At 67.6% G+C, this 16,096-nt stretch carries 21 protein-coding genes and 4 tRNA genes; 16 read left to right on the forward strand and 9 right to left on the reverse strand.

Going from position 1 to position 16,096, the window contains the following annotated elements; genetic code table 11:
• Positions 1-93 precede the first annotated feature (93 nt).
• Complete coding sequence (gene sufT, locus AB4059_RS11210) at positions 94-645, forward strand: putative Fe-S cluster assembly protein SufT (protein WP_498979070.1); 552 nt, start codon at positions 94-96, stop codon at positions 643-645.
• 6 nt (positions 646-651) lie between these two features.
• Here sufT and AB4059_RS11215 read toward each other — a convergent pair whose 3' ends face one another.
• From AB4059_RS11215 to wrbA, 3 genes are read right to left on the reverse strand one after another with little or no spacing between them, the layout of a single operon-like run.
• Positions 652-1,137 carry an asparaginase domain-containing protein gene (locus AB4059_RS11215; RefSeq protein WP_498978995.1) on the reverse strand — a complete coding sequence of 162 codons (486 nt, stop codon included), beginning with the start codon at positions 1,135-1,137 and terminating at the stop codon, positions 652-654.
• A gap of 19 nt (positions 1,138-1,156) precedes the next feature.
• The gene (locus tag AB4059_RS11220; RefSeq protein WP_498978996.1) at positions 1,157-1,483 is read right to left on the reverse strand and encodes a DUF2069 domain-containing protein; all 327 of its coding nucleotides are present in this window, start codon (positions 1,481-1,483) and stop codon (positions 1,157-1,159) included.
• The gene (gene wrbA / locus AB4059_RS11225) at positions 1,480-2,085 is read right to left on the reverse strand and encodes an NAD(P)H:quinone oxidoreductase (RefSeq protein WP_498978998.1); all 606 of its coding nucleotides are present in this window, start codon (positions 2,083-2,085) and stop codon (positions 1,480-1,482) included. Before wrbA ends, AB4059_RS11220 begins: the two co-directional genes overlap by 4 nt.
• Before the next feature lie 52 nt (positions 2,086-2,137).
• On the opposite strand from wrbA, the gene AB4059_RS11230 reads away from it, so the two are divergent.
• Genes AB4059_RS11230 through AB4059_RS11240 form a run of 3 tightly spaced genes read left to right on the forward strand, consistent with a single transcriptional unit; the run spans position 2,138 to position 4,251 of the window.
• The gene (locus AB4059_RS11230) at positions 2,138-3,403 is read left to right on the forward strand and encodes a YihY family inner membrane protein (RefSeq protein ID WP_498979000.1); all 1,266 of its coding nucleotides are present in this window, start codon (positions 2,138-2,140) and stop codon (positions 3,401-3,403) included.
• On the forward strand, positions 3,387-3,980 hold the full coding sequence (locus AB4059_RS11235) for a TlpA family protein disulfide reductase (protein ID WP_498979001.1): 594 nt from the start codon (positions 3,387-3,389) through the stop codon (positions 3,978-3,980). Before AB4059_RS11230 ends, AB4059_RS11235 begins: the two co-directional genes overlap by 17 nt.
• Before the next feature lies 1 nt (position 3,981).
• Complete coding sequence (locus tag AB4059_RS11240; protein WP_498979002.1) at positions 3,982-4,251, forward strand: acylphosphatase; 270 nt, start codon at positions 3,982-3,984, stop codon at positions 4,249-4,251.
• An 8-nt stretch (positions 4,252-4,259) separates the two neighbouring features.
• On the opposite strand, the gene ppk2 is transcribed toward AB4059_RS11240, so the two are convergent.
• The 6 genes from ppk2 to hemA are packed head-to-tail and all read right to left on the reverse strand — an operon-like array spanning position 4,260 to position 8,715.
• Entirely contained in the window at positions 4,260-5,036 is a 777-nt protein-coding gene (gene ppk2 / locus AB4059_RS11245; RefSeq protein WP_498979003.1) for a polyphosphate kinase 2, read from the reverse strand.
• Positions 5,033-5,383, reverse strand: coding sequence for a helix-turn-helix domain-containing protein (locus AB4059_RS11250; protein WP_498979005.1), 351 nt, complete (start codon positions 5,381-5,383; stop codon positions 5,033-5,035). The genes ppk2 and AB4059_RS11250 overlap by 4 nt, the downstream gene beginning before the upstream one ends.
• 5 nt (positions 5,384-5,388) lie before the next feature.
• Positions 5,389-5,907, reverse strand: coding sequence for a molybdenum cofactor biosynthesis protein B (moaB, locus tag AB4059_RS11255; protein WP_498979006.1), 519 nt, complete (start codon positions 5,905-5,907; stop codon positions 5,389-5,391).
• Positions 5,904-6,350, reverse strand: a complete 447-nt coding sequence (locus AB4059_RS11260; protein ID WP_498979008.1) for a GNAT family N-acetyltransferase — start codon at positions 6,348-6,350, stop codon at positions 5,904-5,906. The genes moaB and AB4059_RS11260 overlap by 4 nt, the downstream gene beginning before the upstream one ends.
• Positions 6,350-7,435 carry a peptide chain release factor 1 gene (gene prfA / locus AB4059_RS11265; RefSeq protein ID WP_498979009.1) on the reverse strand — a complete coding sequence of 362 codons (1,086 nt, stop codon included), beginning with the start codon at positions 7,433-7,435 and terminating at the stop codon, positions 6,350-6,352. Before prfA ends, AB4059_RS11260 begins: the two co-directional genes overlap by 1 nt.
• Positions 7,432-8,715 carry a glutamyl-tRNA reductase gene (gene hemA / locus AB4059_RS11270; RefSeq protein ID WP_498979011.1) on the reverse strand — a complete coding sequence of 428 codons (1,284 nt, stop codon included), beginning with the start codon at positions 8,713-8,715 and terminating at the stop codon, positions 7,432-7,434. Before hemA ends, prfA begins: the two co-directional genes overlap by 4 nt.
• Positions 8,716-8,808: 93 nt before the next feature.
• Here hemA and AB4059_RS11275 point away from each other — a divergent pair, with 93 nt between their 5' ends.
• The 12 genes from AB4059_RS11275 to AB4059_RS11330 all read left to right on the forward strand — a co-directional run.
• A complete protein-coding gene (locus AB4059_RS11275) occupies positions 8,809-10,503 on the forward strand; it encodes a tetratricopeptide repeat protein (RefSeq protein ID WP_498979013.1) in 1,695 nt (564 codons plus the stop codon).
• A complete protein-coding gene (gene lolB, locus AB4059_RS11280; protein WP_498979014.1) occupies positions 10,500-11,123 on the forward strand; it encodes a lipoprotein insertase outer membrane protein LolB in 624 nt (207 codons plus the stop codon). Before AB4059_RS11275 ends, lolB begins: the two co-directional genes overlap by 4 nt.
• Entirely contained in the window at positions 11,120-11,977 is an 858-nt protein-coding gene (ispE, locus tag AB4059_RS11285; RefSeq protein WP_498979017.1) for a 4-(cytidine 5'-diphospho)-2-C-methyl-D-erythritol kinase, read from the forward strand. The genes lolB and ispE overlap by 4 nt, the downstream gene beginning before the upstream one ends.
• Positions 11,978-12,054, forward strand: a tRNA-Gln gene (locus AB4059_RS11290).
• A 45-nt stretch (positions 12,055-12,099) separates the two neighbouring features.
• On the forward strand, positions 12,100-13,059 hold the full coding sequence (locus AB4059_RS11295; protein WP_498979019.1) for a ribose-phosphate diphosphokinase: 960 nt from the start codon (positions 12,100-12,102) through the stop codon (positions 13,057-13,059).
• A gap of 61 nt (positions 13,060-13,120) precedes the next feature.
• Entirely contained in the window at positions 13,121-13,786 is a 666-nt protein-coding gene (locus AB4059_RS11300) for a 50S ribosomal protein L25/general stress protein Ctc (RefSeq protein WP_498979021.1), read from the forward strand.
• A gap of 3 nt (positions 13,787-13,789) precedes the next feature.
• Positions 13,790-14,377, forward strand: coding sequence for an aminoacyl-tRNA hydrolase (pth, locus tag AB4059_RS11305; protein WP_498979022.1), 588 nt, complete (start codon positions 13,790-13,792; stop codon positions 14,375-14,377).
• 16 nt (positions 14,378-14,393) lie between these two features.
• A complete protein-coding gene (gene ychF, locus AB4059_RS11310) occupies positions 14,394-15,485 on the forward strand; it encodes a redox-regulated ATPase YchF (RefSeq protein ID WP_498979023.1) in 1,092 nt (363 codons plus the stop codon).
• Between the two features lie 70 nt (positions 15,486-15,555).
• A tRNA-Tyr gene (locus AB4059_RS11315) sits at positions 15,556-15,641 on the forward strand.
• A gap of 63 nt (positions 15,642-15,704) precedes the next feature.
• A tRNA-Gly gene (locus tag AB4059_RS11320) sits at positions 15,705-15,778 on the forward strand.
• Between the two features lie 35 nt (positions 15,779-15,813).
• A tRNA-Thr gene (locus AB4059_RS11325) sits at positions 15,814-15,889 on the forward strand.
• On the forward strand, positions 15,880-16,096 hold a 217-nt coding region (locus AB4059_RS11330; RefSeq protein ID WP_498979024.1), incomplete at its 3' end, for a GTP-binding protein. The genes AB4059_RS11325 and AB4059_RS11330, both read left to right, overlap by 10 nt.

The following is a 16,096-nucleotide window of genomic DNA, read 5'->3' on the forward strand; positions in this document are numbered from 1 at the left end:
GGGCTCCCCTGCGTGATCGCACAGCATACCGGCCGCGCAGGGCCTAGAATGCACGGCCTTGCGGCGCACGCCGCACGCCCCCACTTGTATCGCATGTATTCCCGCAGCAGCGAACCCGTCCGCTTCGAGCGCGATTGCGCCGTCGTCCTCGTGCCGCAAGGTGAAGAAGTCACCTTGCCCGCGGGCAGCATCGGTTACATCACGCAGGCGCTCGGTGGCAGCTACACCGTTTTCGTCGAAGGCAATCTGTTCCGCGTGGCGGGCCGGGATGCCGACGCGATCGGCAAGGAGCCGCCCGAACCGCTCGAACTGTCCGCCGGTGCCTCCGACGATGAAGTCGAGAAACTGGTGTGGAAGCAATTGCGCACGTGCTTCGACCCCGAGATCCCGATCAACGTCGTCGACCTGGGCCTGGTGTACGAAGCGACGGTGAAGCCGCGCGAGGACGGCACGCGCGAAGTCGCCATCCGCATGACGCTCACCGCGCCCGCGTGCGGCATGGGCGACATCCTCGTCGACGATGTGCGCAGCAAGCTGGAAATGATTCCGACGGTGACCGAGGCGGACGTCGAATTGGTCTTCGACCCGCCGTGGAACCGGATGATGATGTCCGAGGCGGCGCGCCTCGAGACGGGCATGCTGTAACGCCCGTCAGATATCTTCGAACTTGTTCGCCGCGACGTTCTTGCGCACCTTGTGGATGTCCCACACGCGGCCGTTCATCGCGATGTAGACGCCCGGCGGCAGGCATTGCACCGCACCCACCGCGGTGCCCACGTTGAATTCGGCATCCGAGCCGCGGAAGCGCGCGGGGCTCAGCGCGCCCGTCAGCACGATGGTGCGATCGGTCAGCGATTCGAGCACCTGCGCGGTTTCGACCATCGTGTCGGTGCCGTGCGTGACCAGCACGTGCTTCGCCGGTTGCGCGGCGATCGTCGCGCGGATCAACTCGCGGTCTTCCTGCGAGATGTGCAGCGAATCCTTGCGGATGATCGGGATCACGTTGAACTGGAACGCGACGCCGAGCTCGCGCAGGATGCCGCCGATCTGCGGCTCGCCGATCTGGTAATCCGACTTGTCGTCGAAGTAGATCTTGTCGATCGTGCCGCCGGTGGTGACGATGCAGAGATGGTCCATGGGCGGCGATTATAAGTGTCTAGCGGCGTCCGCCGAAGCGCGCCTGCAACCCCGGCAGCGTGGCGCCGGCGAAGACCACGAGCGCGAGCACGATCTCGATCAGCGCCAGTTCCCGATGGTCCGGCCGCGACCAGGCCACCATCACGCCGTGCGAGAACCAGCCCAGCGAGAACAGCCCCGCCCAGAACGCCGGCTTCTGCCCGCCGTTCCAGTTCAGTGCGGCGAGCACCAGCGGCGGCCCGGCGAACCACGCCAACGCGTGCCAGCCTTCGGGCAGGAACCAGAACACGAACAGCGCGACCAGGCCGAACAGGCCGGCAAGCAACACGCGTGTGGGAAAACTCATGCCGCGCTCCCGTCGAACAATTTCCGCGCCAGTTCCGCCACGCGCCGACCGAGTGCGCGCGCCAGTTGCGCTTCCTCGTCGCTGGGGCGGGGATCGTCCTGCATGCCGGCATGATGGCTCGCGCCGTAGGGCGTGCCGCCGGTGCGCGTGGAATTCAGCCCCGGCTCGGTGTACGGCAGACCGGTGATCACGCAACCGTGGTGCAGCAAGGGCAACATCATCGAGAGCAGGGTGGCCTCCTGTCCGCCGTGCAGCGTGGCGGTGGAGGTGAAGACCGCCGCGGGTTTTCCGACCAGCGTGCCGCTCGCCCATTCGGCGCCCAGGCCATCGATGAAATGCTTCAACGGCGCGGCCATGATCCCGAAACGCGTCGGGCTGCCCAAGATCAGGCCCGCGCATTGCGCGAGGTCGTTGCGATGCACGTAGGGCGCGCCCTCGTCGGGCTCCGGAGGCGCCGCGACTTCGGTCACCGGCGCCACAGGCGGCACGCAACGCAGCCGCGCGGCCATGCCGTCGACTTCCTCGACCCCGCGCGCGACCTGTCGCGCAAGCCGCGCGACAGAGCCGCCACGGCTGTAATACAGCACCAGCACTTCGGGCATCGGACCACCTCCGTTGCGCAGGATAGCCGAGCGGTGGGGTAGGCTTCGGCGGATGGAGCCCCTGGACACCGTTTATCGCTGGACCGGATACCTGCGCGACCGCCATCGCCTGGGCACGTTCTTCCGTTTCCTCTGGAACCGGTTCATGGGCGACAACCTGTTCCAGGCCGCGGGCGCGCTGTCGTATACGACGGTATTCGCGCTGGTGCCGCTGTTCGTCGTGGGCTTCGGCGTGTTGTCGGCCTTCCCGGTGTTCGACTTGTGGCGCGATCGCCTGGTCGACTACATCTTCTCGAACTTCGTGCCGAGCTCGGCGCGCGCGGTGGAAGCCTACCTGCGCCAGTTCTCCGCGAACGCGGGGCAACTCACCGCGGCGGGCATCGTGGCCCTGGTCGTCTCCTTGCTGATCACCTTGAACAGCGTGGAGATGACCTTCAACCAGATCTGGCGCGTGCCGACGGCGCGGCCGAAGTTCGCGCGCTTTTTGGTGTACTGGACGGTGTTCACGCTCGGCGCGCTGGTGGCGGCGACGAGCCTGGCGTTGTCCTCGCGTTTCTTCGCGATGGCGATGTTCGAAACGCAGGCGGGCCAGTGGCTGGAACAAGTGCTCGTGCGCGCCACGCCCTTCGTCATCGAACTGCTGGCCTTCGCCACCGTGTTCAAGGTGGTGCCGCATCGCACCGTGTTGTGGCGGCATGCGTTCGCGGGCGCGTTCCTCGCGGCGGTGTTGTTCGAAGGCGTGAAGTTGTGGCTCGGCGTGTTCATCGGCAACTTCAGCAGCTACGGCAAGGTGTACGGCACGCTCGCGTTCCTGCCGATCTTCCTGGTGTGGATCTATTTGGGGTGGACGTCGATCCTGCTGGGCGCTTCGTTCGCCGCGTCGATGTCCTCGTTCCGCTACCAGCCGGCCTCCATGCGCCTGCCGGTCGGATACGAGATGTACGGATTGCTGCGCATGCTCGGCCGTTTCCACGCGGCGCGCGCGCAGGGCAAGGGCCTGCACAGCCAGGAAATCCAGGCGCTCGAACCGGTGCTCACCGATTCGATGGTGCAGGAGATGCTCGGCCAGTTGTGCCTGATCGGCTTGATCAGCCGCGCCGAGAGCGGCGAGTGGCTGCTGGCGCGCGATCTCGACGATCTGACGATGGGCGAACTTTACGAGGCCTGCCAACTCCGGATTCCCGTGGCCGAAGCGCATGTTCCGATGCGCGAGGATGCGCTGGGCCAGCGCGCGTACCATACGCTCGACGAGCTGCGGCTCCCGCTGCGCGACCTGTTGAAGAAGAAGGTGTCTTCGATCTATGACTCACCGAAATAAATGCGCGGCGCTCGCCGTCGCGATCGCGATGCTGGCCGCCTGCAAGCAGCCCGCCGCGCCCGAGCCGGCCACCGCGAAGCCGGCCACGGTCGCCGCACCCGCCACCACCGCGGCGCCCGCAGCGGCCTCGCCGCAGGTCGCCACGACGAAAGACGTGCCGACCTTGTCGATCGCCACCGTCGACGGCAAGCAGTTCGACCTGGCGGCGCATCGCGGCAAGTGGGTCGTCGTGAACTTCTGGGCCACGTGGTGCAACCCGTGCCTGAAGGAAATGCCGGCGCTCTCCGCGCTCGACACGATGCGCGAATACATCGAAGTCGTCGGCCTGGCCTACGAAGACACCACGCCGGCGCAGATGCAGGCCTTCCTGAAGAAGCACCCGGTGTCCTACGCGATCGCGCTGGTCGACGTGTACAACCCGCCGAAGGATTTCGAAACGCCGGCCGGTTTGCCGATGACTTATCTCATCGCGCCCGACGGCAAGGTCGCCAAGCGCTTCATCGGCCCGGTGGAACCGCACGACATCGAGTCGGCCATCGTCGCCAACGGCGGCCCGCAGCCGCCGAAGGGTGCGTGAAATGACCGCCGCGCGCTTCTTCGTCGAAGGGCGCGTGCAGGGCGTGTTCTTTCGTGCGTCGGCGCGGGAGCAGGCGCAGGCCCTCGGCCTGCGCGGCTACGCGCGCAACCTGCACGACGGCCGCGTGGAGGTGCTCGCGGTCGGCGACGTGCAGGCGGTCGAGCGCCTGGAACAGTGGTTGAAACACGGGCCGCCGGCGGCGCACGTCGAACGCCTGGAACGCATCGCTGCCGACGAAGGCGAAGCGGGGCCGGAGTTCGACACGGCCTGAGGCCGGCGCTAGAGCTCGATCGACTTGATCGGCGCGACCACCGTGAAGCGCTCTTTCTTCGGTTTGCCAGCCAGCGCATCGAGCTGCACTTCCGGCTCGGGAAGCTGTGTCTCGGGCAACCGATCGAGCAGGTCACGGATCAGCGTGAGCCGCCCGCGCCGCTGGTCGTTGAAATCCACCAGTGTCCACGGCGCATGATCGGTGTGCGTCGCGCGCAGCATGTCCTCGCGTGCCTTGGTGTAGTCGGCGTAATGCGCCCGCGCATCGAGGTCGATCTGCGACAGCTTCCACCGCTTGAGCGGATCGGCGCAGCGTTCGAGGAAACGCTCTTCCTGCCGCGCCTGGTCGCAGGACAGCCAGTACTTGAACAACAGGATGCCGTCGTCGACCAGCAGTTTTTCGAACGCCGGGGTTTGTTCGAGGAACGCCTTCACCTGTGCGGGCGTCGCGAAGCCCATGACGCGTTCGACGCCGGCGCGGTTGTACCAGCTGCGATCGAACAACACGATTTCGCCGGCGCTGGGCAGGTGCGGCACGTAACGTTCGAAATACCAGGCGCCCAATTCTGCTTCGTTCGGTTTTCCGAGCGCGACCACGCGGCATTGGCGCGGGTTCATGTGTTCGCGGATCGCGTCGATCGCGCCGCCCTTGCCGGCGGTGTCGCGGCCTTCGAACAACACGACGATGCGCTGGCCTGTCTCGCGCGCCCAGCGGGCCATCGAAACCAGCTCGAGCTGCATCGGCGCGAGCGCGGCGTTGTACGCCTTTTTCTTGATGCCTTTCATTTGGCCGCCTTGCGGCGCCGCGGCGCCGGCTGGTTCGCCAGGCCGCGCGCGATTTCGAGCAACGCGCCCTGCTGCCGCGTGGTCAGGAGGCGATACGCCGCGAGCAGCTCGTGTTCGCCCTGCGTGCGCGAAGGATCCAGGGTGCTCGCCAGTTCGGCGAGCAATGCGCCCGCGGGCACGCCGAGCGTGCGGGCGAGGGCGTCGAGTTGGTCCTTGCCCGGCATCTTCTCGCCGCGCAGCCAGGCCGACACGGTGTTGACGCCCGCGCGCGGAATCGCGGTGGCGAGATCGGTGGCGCTCATGCCGCGCGCTTTCGCGAGCAACCGCAGGGTCGTTGCGAGCGGCATGGTGTTCACTCCTTTAGGCGCGGACGCAGGGTGGCGAGGTTGCAGGGACGCGTGCGCGCATCCAGTTGCGCGCGCAGGATCTTTTCCCACGCGGTGCGGCAAGCCGACGTCGAGCCGGGCAACGCGAACAGGAACGTGCCGTTGGCCATGCCCGCGAATGCGCGCGATTGCAGCGAGGACGTGCCGATTTCTTCGATGCTCACCGCGCGGAACATTTCGCCGAAGCCGGGCATCTGCTTGTCGAGCAGGGGCAAGAGCGCTTCGGGCGTGGAATCGCGACCGGTGAAGCCGGTGCCGCCGGTGACCAGGATGCCGTCGACGGCCTCGTCGGCGATCCACTTCGACACGACCGCGCGCAACTTGTAGCGGTCATCGGGCAGCAGCGCGCGATCGACGCAGCGATGTCCCGCGTCGGCCAGCGCTTGCACGAGATAGTCGCCGGACGTGTCGTCCGCCGCCGTGCGCGAGTCGGAGACCGTGAGCACGCACAGGGCGAGGGAAACGAAGTCGGCGGGCTGCTTCATACGTTCAATGAATACCACTGTGTGTCGTCTTCATGCCACCCGGCGGCGCGATAGAGCGCGCGGGCCGGGGCGTTGTCGGCCATGGTTTCCAGCATCAGGCCCGCGGCGCCCTGTTCGCGCGCGAAACCGGCGGCGGCGTCGAGCAGACCACGCGCCACGCCGAAGCGGCGCGCGCCTTCGGCGACGAACAGGTCGTTCAGCAACCACGTCCGCGCCGTGCGCACCGACGAGAAGATCGGATAGAGCTGCGTGAAGCCGACGACTTCGCCGTTGCGTTCGGCGATCAGGACCACCGACTCGCCGAGGGTCATGCGTTCGCGCAGGTAGTCGCGTGCGCGCTGCAAATCGGCCGGCTGCGCGTAGAACCGGCGATAGGCATCGAACAACGGCGCGAGTGCGTCGAGATCGTCGAGCGTCGCGCGGCGGAGGATCGTGTCGCTCATCAGGCGTTGTCCGTCAGGCGCGCGAGTTCGTCGGCCTGGTGTTCGCTTTGCAGGCGTTCCACCAGCGGGTCGAGCCAGCCTTCGAGTACGTGCGGGAGGTCGTAGAGGGTCAGGCCTTCCACGCGATGGTCCGTGATGCGGCCTTGCGGGAAGTTGTAGGTGCGGATGCGCTGGCTGCGGTCGCCGCTGCCGACCTGCAGCTTGCGGTCCTGCGCCTGCGCGGCTTCGCGGCGTGCGATGTCCGCTTCCACGAGCATCGCCTTCAGGCGCTTCATCGCCTTGTCGCGGTTGGCGTGCTGCGAACGTTCGGTCTGCGATTCGACGACGATGCCGCTGGGCACGTGCGTGATGCGGATCGCCGATTCGGTTTTGTTGACGTGCTGGCCGCCCGCGCCGGAGGAACGGAAGGTGTCGACCTTCAGGTCGGCCGGATTGACTTCGATCGGAATGCCCGGCGCTTCTTCGGCGATGATCGCGACGGTGGCCGCCGACGTGTGGATGCGGCCCTGCGATTCGGTTTCCGGCACGCGTTGCACGCGGTGCGTTCCCGATTCGAACTTCAGCTTCGAATACGCGCCGCGGCCTTCGATGCGCGCGACGATTTCGCGGAAGCCGCCGTGCTCGCCGGGATTGGCCGATTCCACTTCCACGCGCCAACCCTGGCGTTCGGCGAAGCGTGCGTACATGCGATACAGGTCGCCGGCGAAGATCGCCGCTTCGTCGCCGCCGGTGCCGGCGCGCACTTCGAGATAGAGGTTGCCTTCGTCGCGCGCATCCTTGGGGACGAGTTGCGCGAGCAGTTCCACGTCGAGTCGTTCCAGGCGCTGCGTGGCGGCGGCGATTTCCTCTTCGGCCAGTTCGCGCAGTTCCGGATCGGCGCGCATCGCTTCGGCGTTCGCAAGGTCGCTGCGCGCCTGGCCTTCGGCGGCGAGCGCGGTGGCGACGGGTTCGAGTTGCGCGAATTCGCGCGAGAGATCGCGGAAGCGCTCGGCGTCGGAAATCGTGCCCGGATCGGACAGCAGGCGTTCGACTTCCTCGCGTCGTTCGATCAGGGCTTCGAGTTTGCGGCGCAGGCTGGGGATCATGCGTCGGCGTCGCCGTCGACGGAGGCGTCGCCTTCGGGCAGCGGCGGGAACAGCTTGTCGGCGGCGCGCGCCAGTTCGGCGTCGCCGCTCAGGGCGGCTTCGCGCAGGGCGGCCGTCGGCGGATGCAGCAGGCGATTGACGAGCGTGTGCGCGAGCAGGTCGAGCACTTCCTGCGGGTCGCGGCCGGCGGCCAGTTGCGCGCGTGCCTTGTCGAGCGCTTCGGCGCGCGAGCGCTCGCCGTGCGCACGCAGCCGACGCAGCGGTGCGTGGCGCGTGCTCGCCTGCAGCGATTCGACATAGCGCGCGGTCTGCAGGTCGACGATCGCTTCGGCTTCGCGCGCGGCTTCGCGGCGGCTGCGGCGGTTGTCTTCGATGGCGCGTTCCAGGTCGTCGACGGTGTAGAGGAAGACGTCGTCGAGCGTGGCGACGGTGGGGTCGATGTCGCGCGGCACGGCCAGGTCGAGCAGCAGCATCGGGCGATGCTTGCGCTGCGCGAGCGCGGCGGCGACCTGCGCGCGGGTGAGGATGGGGTCGCGGCTGGCGGTGGCCGACAACACGATGTCGGCTTCCGACAGATGCCGCTCGATTTCGGTCAGGGGCAGCGCGACGCCGCCGTGGCGCGTGGCCAGTTCCTGCGCGTGGGCGAGGGTGCGGTTGGCGACGAGCAGGCGCCTGGCCTTGCCTTCGACGAGGTGGCGCGCGGCCAGTTCGATGGTCTCGCCCGCGCCGATCAGAAGCACGGTCGAATCGGTCAACCGTGCGAAGGATTCCTGCGCCAGCCGCACGGCCGCCGAGGCGACCGAGACCGGGTTGGCGCCGATGCGCGTATCGGTGCGCGCGCGCTTGGCGGTGGAGAAAGCGTGCTGGAACAGCCGGTCCAGGTGCGACCCCAGCGTGCCGGCGGCGCGCGCCGAGGCCCATGCATCCTTCACCTGGCCGAGGATTTGCGGTTCGCCGAGCACGAGCGAATCCAAACCGGTGGCCACCCGAAACAAATGGCGAACTGCGTCCGCGTCCTGGTGTCTGTACAGATAGGCGTGCAGGTCGCCGGCGTCGGGATGGGCGGCCAGCCAGTTGGCCAGGGCGTCCCCCCGGTCTTCGGCCAGCGCGTACAACTCGGTGCGGTTGCAGGTCGAGAGCAGTGCGACTTCGCGGACCGCCGGCATCGCGCGCAATTGTGCGAGCGCGCGCGGCATCGCGTCGGCGCCGAACGCAACGCGTTCGCGCAAGCCGACCGGTGCGGTCTGGTGGTTGATGCCGAGGACGATCAGGCTGCTCATGAGGTCGTTCGGTCGCGTGCGTTAAGCTCCCGATGGCCGCACATTCTACCGGGGGCGCGCCCCCGGGATTGCCCCCTTTTGCCGGAACACGCCATGCCGCAGTCCCGCACGCCGTTCAACTTGCTGCTCTTGCTCACCGTGGGGCTGGCGGCCGGATGCACCGCCGCGGCAACGCGGGACACGCCGGCCGCGGGGACGTCCGTCCAGGCAGTGCGCTCGCCGATCGAAGGGACGATGGCCGGCGAATTCGCCCTCCAGGCCGGCCAGCTCGACCAGGCCGCGCAGTACTACCTCCAGGCCGCGCGGGCCACCGACGATGCGGGCCTTGCCGAACGCGCCACCCGCATCGCGCTGCTGGCCAACAACGACCGGCAGGCGGCCGAAGGCCTGGCGCTGTGGAAGCAGCGCGCCCCCGATTCGCTGGCCGCGCACGCGGCCGAAGCCACGCTCGCCCTGCGCCGCAACGATGCGCGCCTGGCGAAGCAGGAACTGCGCGTCCTGCTCACCGACAAGGGCGACATCGGCTGGCGCCACGCGCTGGCCGCGCTCGGTTCGGGCGGCAAGGACCCCAAGCTGGCGGGCAAGTTGCTCGCCGAATTCGTCGACGACCAGGTCATCCCGGACAAGCTGCAGGCGTGGCTCGCCTTCGGCGGCCTGGCGATGCGGTTGGAACAACCCGCGCTCGCCGAACGCATCATCGACCAGGTGGTGACGCGCTTCCCCGACGAGCCGCGCGTGGCGCTGTTGCGCGCCAGCCAGTTGCGCGAATCGGGCAAGACCGTCGAGGCGCGGCAGGTGCTCGCCGGCATCGCGCAGACGGCATACGCCGACGAAGAACTGCGTATGTCCATCGCCGCCGAATACGACGCGATGGGCGATTCGGTGCAGGCCGCCAACGTGCTTTCACGTGGGCCGCAGGACGATCGCACCTACGGCTTGCGTGCCGCATTGCTCGCGCGCGCCGACGACGACGCCGCGCTCGGCAAGCTTTACGACGAATTGAAGAAGGAATCGTCCAAGCCCGATCCCGACCGCCGCCTGCTGCTCGGCCAGGTCGCCGAAATGCTCGAACGCCACCCCGAGGCGCTGCAGTGGTATCGCAGCGTGCCCGGCGGCGAAGCGCGCTGGACCGCGCGCCTGCGCGAAGCCAACGTGCTGCACGAACTCAAGCGCGCGCCGGAGGCGTATGCGGCGCTGCGCGGCCTGCAGGGCGATGCGACCGTCGACGAAGGCACGCGCCGCGATGCCTACCTGCTCGAGGCCGAACTGCGCGGCAAGGATGCGCAGAACGCGGAAGAACTGGACGTCTATGCGCGCGGCCTGGCCGCGTATCCCGACGATTCGGCCATCCTGTATTCGCGCGCGCTGACGTGGGAACGCCGCGACGACATCCCGCGTGCGGAGGCCGATTTCCGCCGCATTCTCGTTGCCGAACCCGACAACGTCACCGCCCTCAACGCGCTGGGGTACACGCTCGCCGATCGCACGACGCGCTTCGCCGAGGCGCTCGAACTGATCGACCGCGCGCGCGCGGCCGAGCCCGACAGCGCCGCGATCATCGACAGCTATGGCTGGGTGCTCTATCGCCTCGGCCGCAAGGACGAAGCGCTGGTCGAACTGCGCCGCGCGTTCTCGATGCAGAAGGATCCCGAAATCGCCTCGCACCTGGGCGAAGTGCTGTGGATGCTGGGGCAGAAGGACGAAGCACGCCGGTATTTCGACGAGGCGAAGAAGCTCGATCCCGAAAACCGCTCGCTCAAGCGCGCGCTGCAGACCACGGGCGCATGAGCATGCGCGTTGCGTGGATCGCGATGATCGCCGTCGCGTCGTCGGCGTGTGTCACGACGCGTTCGAATTCGCCGGCGATGGCCTCGATCGAACAACCGGCGGCGTACCAGGCCACGCGCGAAGCGCAGCTTGCGACGCACGATCAATGGGCGATGTCGGGCCGCATCGCGCTGTCGAACGGCAAGGACGGCGGCAGCGGACGCATCGAATGGAAACAGGCCGGCGCGCGTTTCGAAGTCGCGCTCGCCGCGCCGGTGACGCGGCAAAGCTGGCGCGTGACGGGCGGGCAGGGCGAAGCGGTGCTCGAAGGGCTCGATGGCGGTCCGCGCACCGGTTCCAACGCGCACGACCTGATTCTCGAAGCGACGCGCTGGGATATCCCCGTCGATGCGCTCGCCGGTTGGGTGCGGGGCGTTCCGGGGCCCGGCGCGCAGGTGCGTTACGGCGCCGATGGGCGCCTGGCGGCCCTCGATCAGGATGGTTGGACGGTGGCCTACACGGCCTGGGCGCCGGCGCAGTTCGACCCCACGCTCGCGATGCCCGCGCGGCTGGAAGCCACGAAGGGCCAGGCGCGCGTGCGCTTGGCCGTCGACAACTGGACGCTCGAGCCCGCCCCATGACCTGGTCCGAGTGGCCCGCCCCGGCCAAGCTCAACCTTTTCCTGCACATCACCGGCCGGCGGCCGGATGGCTACCACACGCTGCAGACCGTCTTCCGTCTCCTGGATTGGGGAGACACGGTGCGACTGCGGGTGCGCGACGACGGCGAAATCCGCCGTGTCGGCGACTCGGTCCCCGGTGTCGCGGAAGCCGATGATCTGATGGTCCGTGCCGCCAAGTTGCTTCAATCGGAAGCGAAAATCCCGCTTGGTGCCGACATCGCCGTCGAAAAGCGCATTCCGGCAGGCGGCGGGTTCGGTGGTGGTTCCTCCGACGCCGCGACGGTCCTGGTCGCCCTCGACCGGCTGTGGGAGACGCGGCTCGGCATCGATCGCCTGGCCGAAATGGGCCTGAAGCTCGGCGCCGACGTCCCGGTTTTCGTCCGCGGCGACAATGCGTGGGCCGAGGGCGTGGGCGAAATCCTCACGCCTGTGGACCTTCCGCCGGCCTGGTACGTGCTCGCCGACCCCGGCGTGCAGGTGCCCACCGCCGCCTTGTTCCAAACCCCTGAATTGACGCGCGATTCCCCGCCCGCGACAATGCGCGACTTCGTTTCGGAAGCGGTGCTCGACAATGCGTTCGAGCCGGTGTTGCGCCGCAGCGAACGGGCCGTCGAGGCCGCGTTCGCCGCATTGGCGCAGGTCGGCACGCCACGCCTGACGGGCACGGGCAGCGGTTGTTTCGTCGAATTCGCCACGCGCGAATCCGCCGGATCGGCACTCGCCCGCGTGCATCGGGATGCACCGTCGTTGCGGGCCTGGCTGGCCGCAGGGGTACGGTCGTCGCCCTTGCGCGAGGCGCTCGTTCGGAGCTGAAGGGGCGTCGCCAAGTGGCCTAAGGCACCGGGTTTTGATCCCGGCACTCGCAGGTTCGAATCCTGCCGCCCCTGCCACCCATTCGTGTCCCACCGCAACGGTCAGAGCGCAGCGGAGCCCTCATGCAAGACGATCGCAATTTGCTGGTCTTCACCGGCAACGCCAACCGCCCGCTCGCCGAGGCGGTGTGCAAGGAGCTGGGCGTGCGCATGGGCAAGGCGCTCGTGAGCAAGTTCTCCGACGGCGAAGTGCAGGTGGAGATCGAGGAGAACGTGCGCCGGCAGGAGGCGTTCGTCATCCAGCCCACGAGCGCGCCGAGCGCGGAAAACCTGGTGGAGTTGCTGGTGCTGATCGACGCGCTCAAGCGCGCATCGGTCTCCAGCGTCACCGCGGTGGTGCCGTACTTCGGTTACGCGCGGCAGGATCGCCGCCCGCGTTCGGCCCGCGTGCCGATCACGGCGAAGGTCGCCGCCAAGATGTTCAGTGCGGTGGGCACCGATCGCGTGTTGACGGTGGACCTGCACGCCGACCAGATCCAGGGCTTCTTCGATCTGCCGGTGGACAACGTGTATGCCTCGCCGCTGCTGCTCGCCGACATCTGGCGTGCGCACGGCACGGACAACCTGATCGTGGTTTCGCCGGACGTCGGCGGCGTGGTGCGCGCACGCGCGATCGCCAAGCGCCTGGACGACGCGGACCTGGCGATCATCGACAAGCGCCGTCCGCGCGCCAACGTGGCCACGGTGATGAACATCATCGGCGACGTGAGCGGCAAGATCTGCGTGCTCGTCGACGACATCGTGGACACCGCGGGCACGCTGTGCGCGGCGGCCGCGGCGCTGAAGGCGCAGGGCGCGACCAAGGTGGTCGCGTACTGCACGCATCCGGTGCTTTCGGGTGCGGCGATCGACAATTTGAACAAGTCGCAGCTGGACGAACTGGTGGTCACCGACACCATTCCGCTCAGCGCCAATGCGAAGGCATGCAGCCGGATCCGCCAGCTCAGCGTCGCCGAGCTGCTCGCGGAAACCATCCGCCGCATCGCCTTCGGAGAATCCGTCAGTTCGCTTTACGTGGACTGACATCCCTGGCGCCACCTGGTCGCGGGTGGCGCTTTCATCGCAACGAAGTGAGTTCAACATCATGGCAACCGAACACAAGATCACGGCCACTGGCCGCAAGGACGAGGGCAAGGGTGCGAGCCGCCGCCTCCGTCGCGCGGCGCAGATCCCGGCCATCGTCTACGGCGGCACCGCTGCCCCGCAGAGCATCCAGCTGGAACACGAGAAGACCTGGCTGGCCAGCCAGAACGAGTGGTTCTATTCGTCGATCCTGACGCTCGACCTCGACGGCAAGGCCCAGAAGGTCCTGCTGCGCGACATGCAGCGCCATCCGTACAAGCAGATCATCATGCACCTGGACTTCCAGCGCGTTGATGAGAACCAGGCCATCCGCGTCGCGGTGCCGCTGCACTTCCTCAACGAAGAGAAGTCGCCGGCCGGCAAGGCTGCCGACGTCGTCGTCACGCACGAGCTCAACGAAGTCGAAATCAGCTGCCTGCCGAAGGACCTGCCGGAGTTCATCGAGATCGACCTGTCGGCCCTGGCCGTCGGCGACATCGTCCACCTGTCCGAGATCAAGCTGCCCAACGGCGTCGAGATCCCCGAGCTGAAGCTGGGCAAGGAACACGACGTGGCGGTGGTCATCGCCAAGCACGGCAAGGAAGAAGTGGAAGAGCCGACCGAAGCGCCGGTCGCCGCCGAAGTGCCGGCTGCGAAGGTCGCCAAGAAGGACGACGAGAAGAAGTAAGTCTTGTCGGGCTTGCGCCTCATCGTCGGGCTGGGAAACCCCGGTCCCGAACACACCCGGACCCGGCACAACGCCGGGTTCTGGTTTGTGGACGGGCTCGCCGAACGGTTGGGCGCGCGTTTCGGCCTGGAGTCCAAGCTCTTCGGCGAGACGGCGAAGGTCGACATCGGCGGGCGCCAGGTCTGGTTGCTCAAGCCCTCGACCTACATGAACCTCAGCGGCAAGTCGGTCACCGCCGCCTTGCGTTACTGGAAGATCGAGCCCGAAGAGGCGCTGCTGGCGCACGACGAGCTCGATCTGCCGCCCGGCGTCGCGCGCCTGAAGTTCGATGGCGGCCACGGCGGCCAGAACGGCCTGCGCGACACCATGAAACTGCTGGGCCACGGCAAGTTCCACCGCCTGCGCATCGGCATCGGCCATCCCGGCCACAAGGACAAAGTCACCCCGTGGGTGCTTGGCAAGCCCGGTCGCGACGACGAGGCCGCGATTTTGCGCGCGCTCGACGATGCGGCCGACGTGCTGCCGCTCGCCGTCGCGGGGGACATCAACGAGGCGACCAAACGCCTCAACACCGGCCCAGCCAACCGCTGACCGGCACGGAGACACCATGGGCATCAAATGCGGAATCGTGGGCTTGCCGAACGTCGGCAAGTCGACCCTGTTCAACGCGCTGACCAAGGCGGGCATCGCCGCGGCGAACTTCCCCTTCTGCACGATCGAACCCAACGTGGGCATCGTGCCCGTGCCCGATCCGCGCCTGAACGCGCTGTCGGACATCGTCAAGCCGCAGAAGGTGATCCCGACCGCGGTGGAATTCGTCGACATCGCAGGCCTGGTGGCCGGCGCGGCCAGCGGCGAGGGCCTGGGCAACAAGTTCCTCGCCCACATCCGCGAGGTCGACGCGATCACGCACGTGGTGCGCTGCTTCGAGCACGGCGACATCATCCACGTGACCGGCAAGGTCAACCCGATCTCCGACATCGAAACGATCGACACCGAGTTGGCCCTGGCCGACCTGGATTCGGTCGAGAAGGCCCTGCAGCGCGCCGAGCGCTCGGCCCGGACCGGCGACAAGGACGCCAAGGCCCGCGCCGAGGTGCTCGGCCGCGTGCGCGCCGGCCTGGATGCCGGCAAGCCGGCCCGCGCGCTGGGCCTGTCCGACGAGGACAAAGCGCAGGTCCGCGACCTGTTCCTGCTGACTCTCAAGCCCGTGATGTACGTGGCGAACGTGCTGGAAGACGGCTTCGAGAACAACCCGCACCTGGACGCCGTCCGCGCCCGCGCGGCGGGCGAGGGCGCCGAGGTGGTGCCGGTTTCGGCCGCCATCGAGGAAGAGCTGAGCCAGCTGGACGACGAAGACCGCGACACCTTCCTGCACGACCTGGGCCTGGACGAGCCGGGCCTGAACCGCGTGATCCGCGCCGCCTACAAGCTTCTGGGCCTGCAGACCTACTTCACCGCGGGCGTGAAGGAAGTCCGTGCGTGGACGGTCCGGGGCGGTTCGACCGCGCCGCAAGCGGCCGCGGTGATCCACACGGATTTCGAAAAAGGCTTCATTCGGGCCGAAACCATCGCCTACGACGACTACATCAAGTACCGGGGCGAGGCGGGCGCCCGCGACGCCGGCCGCCTGCGCCTGGAGGGCAAGGAATACCGGGTGCAGGAAGGCGACGTCCTGCATTTCCGCTTCAACGTCTGAACCCGGCCACATTGGTGTTGATCAAGCGTTGACTTCGCGGCGTGTCCACGCCAGAATTTCGGGCTCTTTTGGAGGGATACCCAAGCGGCCAACGGGGGCAGACTGTAAATCTGCTGGCTTACGCCTTCGGTGGTTCGAATCCACCTCCCTCCACCAAGACGTTTTACCAGCGGCCTTACCAGCCGATGGCGCAGTACCCAAGCAGGTCTTTTATCCGGCGCGGGAGTAGTTCAACGGTAGAACCTCAGCCTTCCAAGCTGATGGTGCGGGTTCGATTCCCGTCTCCCGCTCCATTGAACGCCGCGACGCAGGACCTGCTGCAAAACATGCTCACGTAGCTCAGTCGGTAGAGCACCTCCTTGGTAAGGAGGAGGTCGCTGGTTCGATTCCAGTCGTGAGCACCACCGCTGCAAGACGCAACACCGAAAACAGTTCGCCCACCGATTTCCACCGAGACAGAGCCATGGCCAAGGGTAAGTTCGAGCGCACCAAGCCCCACGTGAACGTGGGCACGATCGGTCACGTTGACCACGGCAAGACGACGCTGACGGCGGCGCTGACGAAGGTGGGCGCGGAACGTTTCGGCGGCGAGTTCAAGGCATACGACGCGA

The organism is Lysobacter sp. 2RAF19, from assembly GCF_052115395.1.
GTDB lineage: Bacteria > Pseudomonadota > Gammaproteobacteria > Xanthomonadales > Xanthomonadaceae > Noviluteimonas.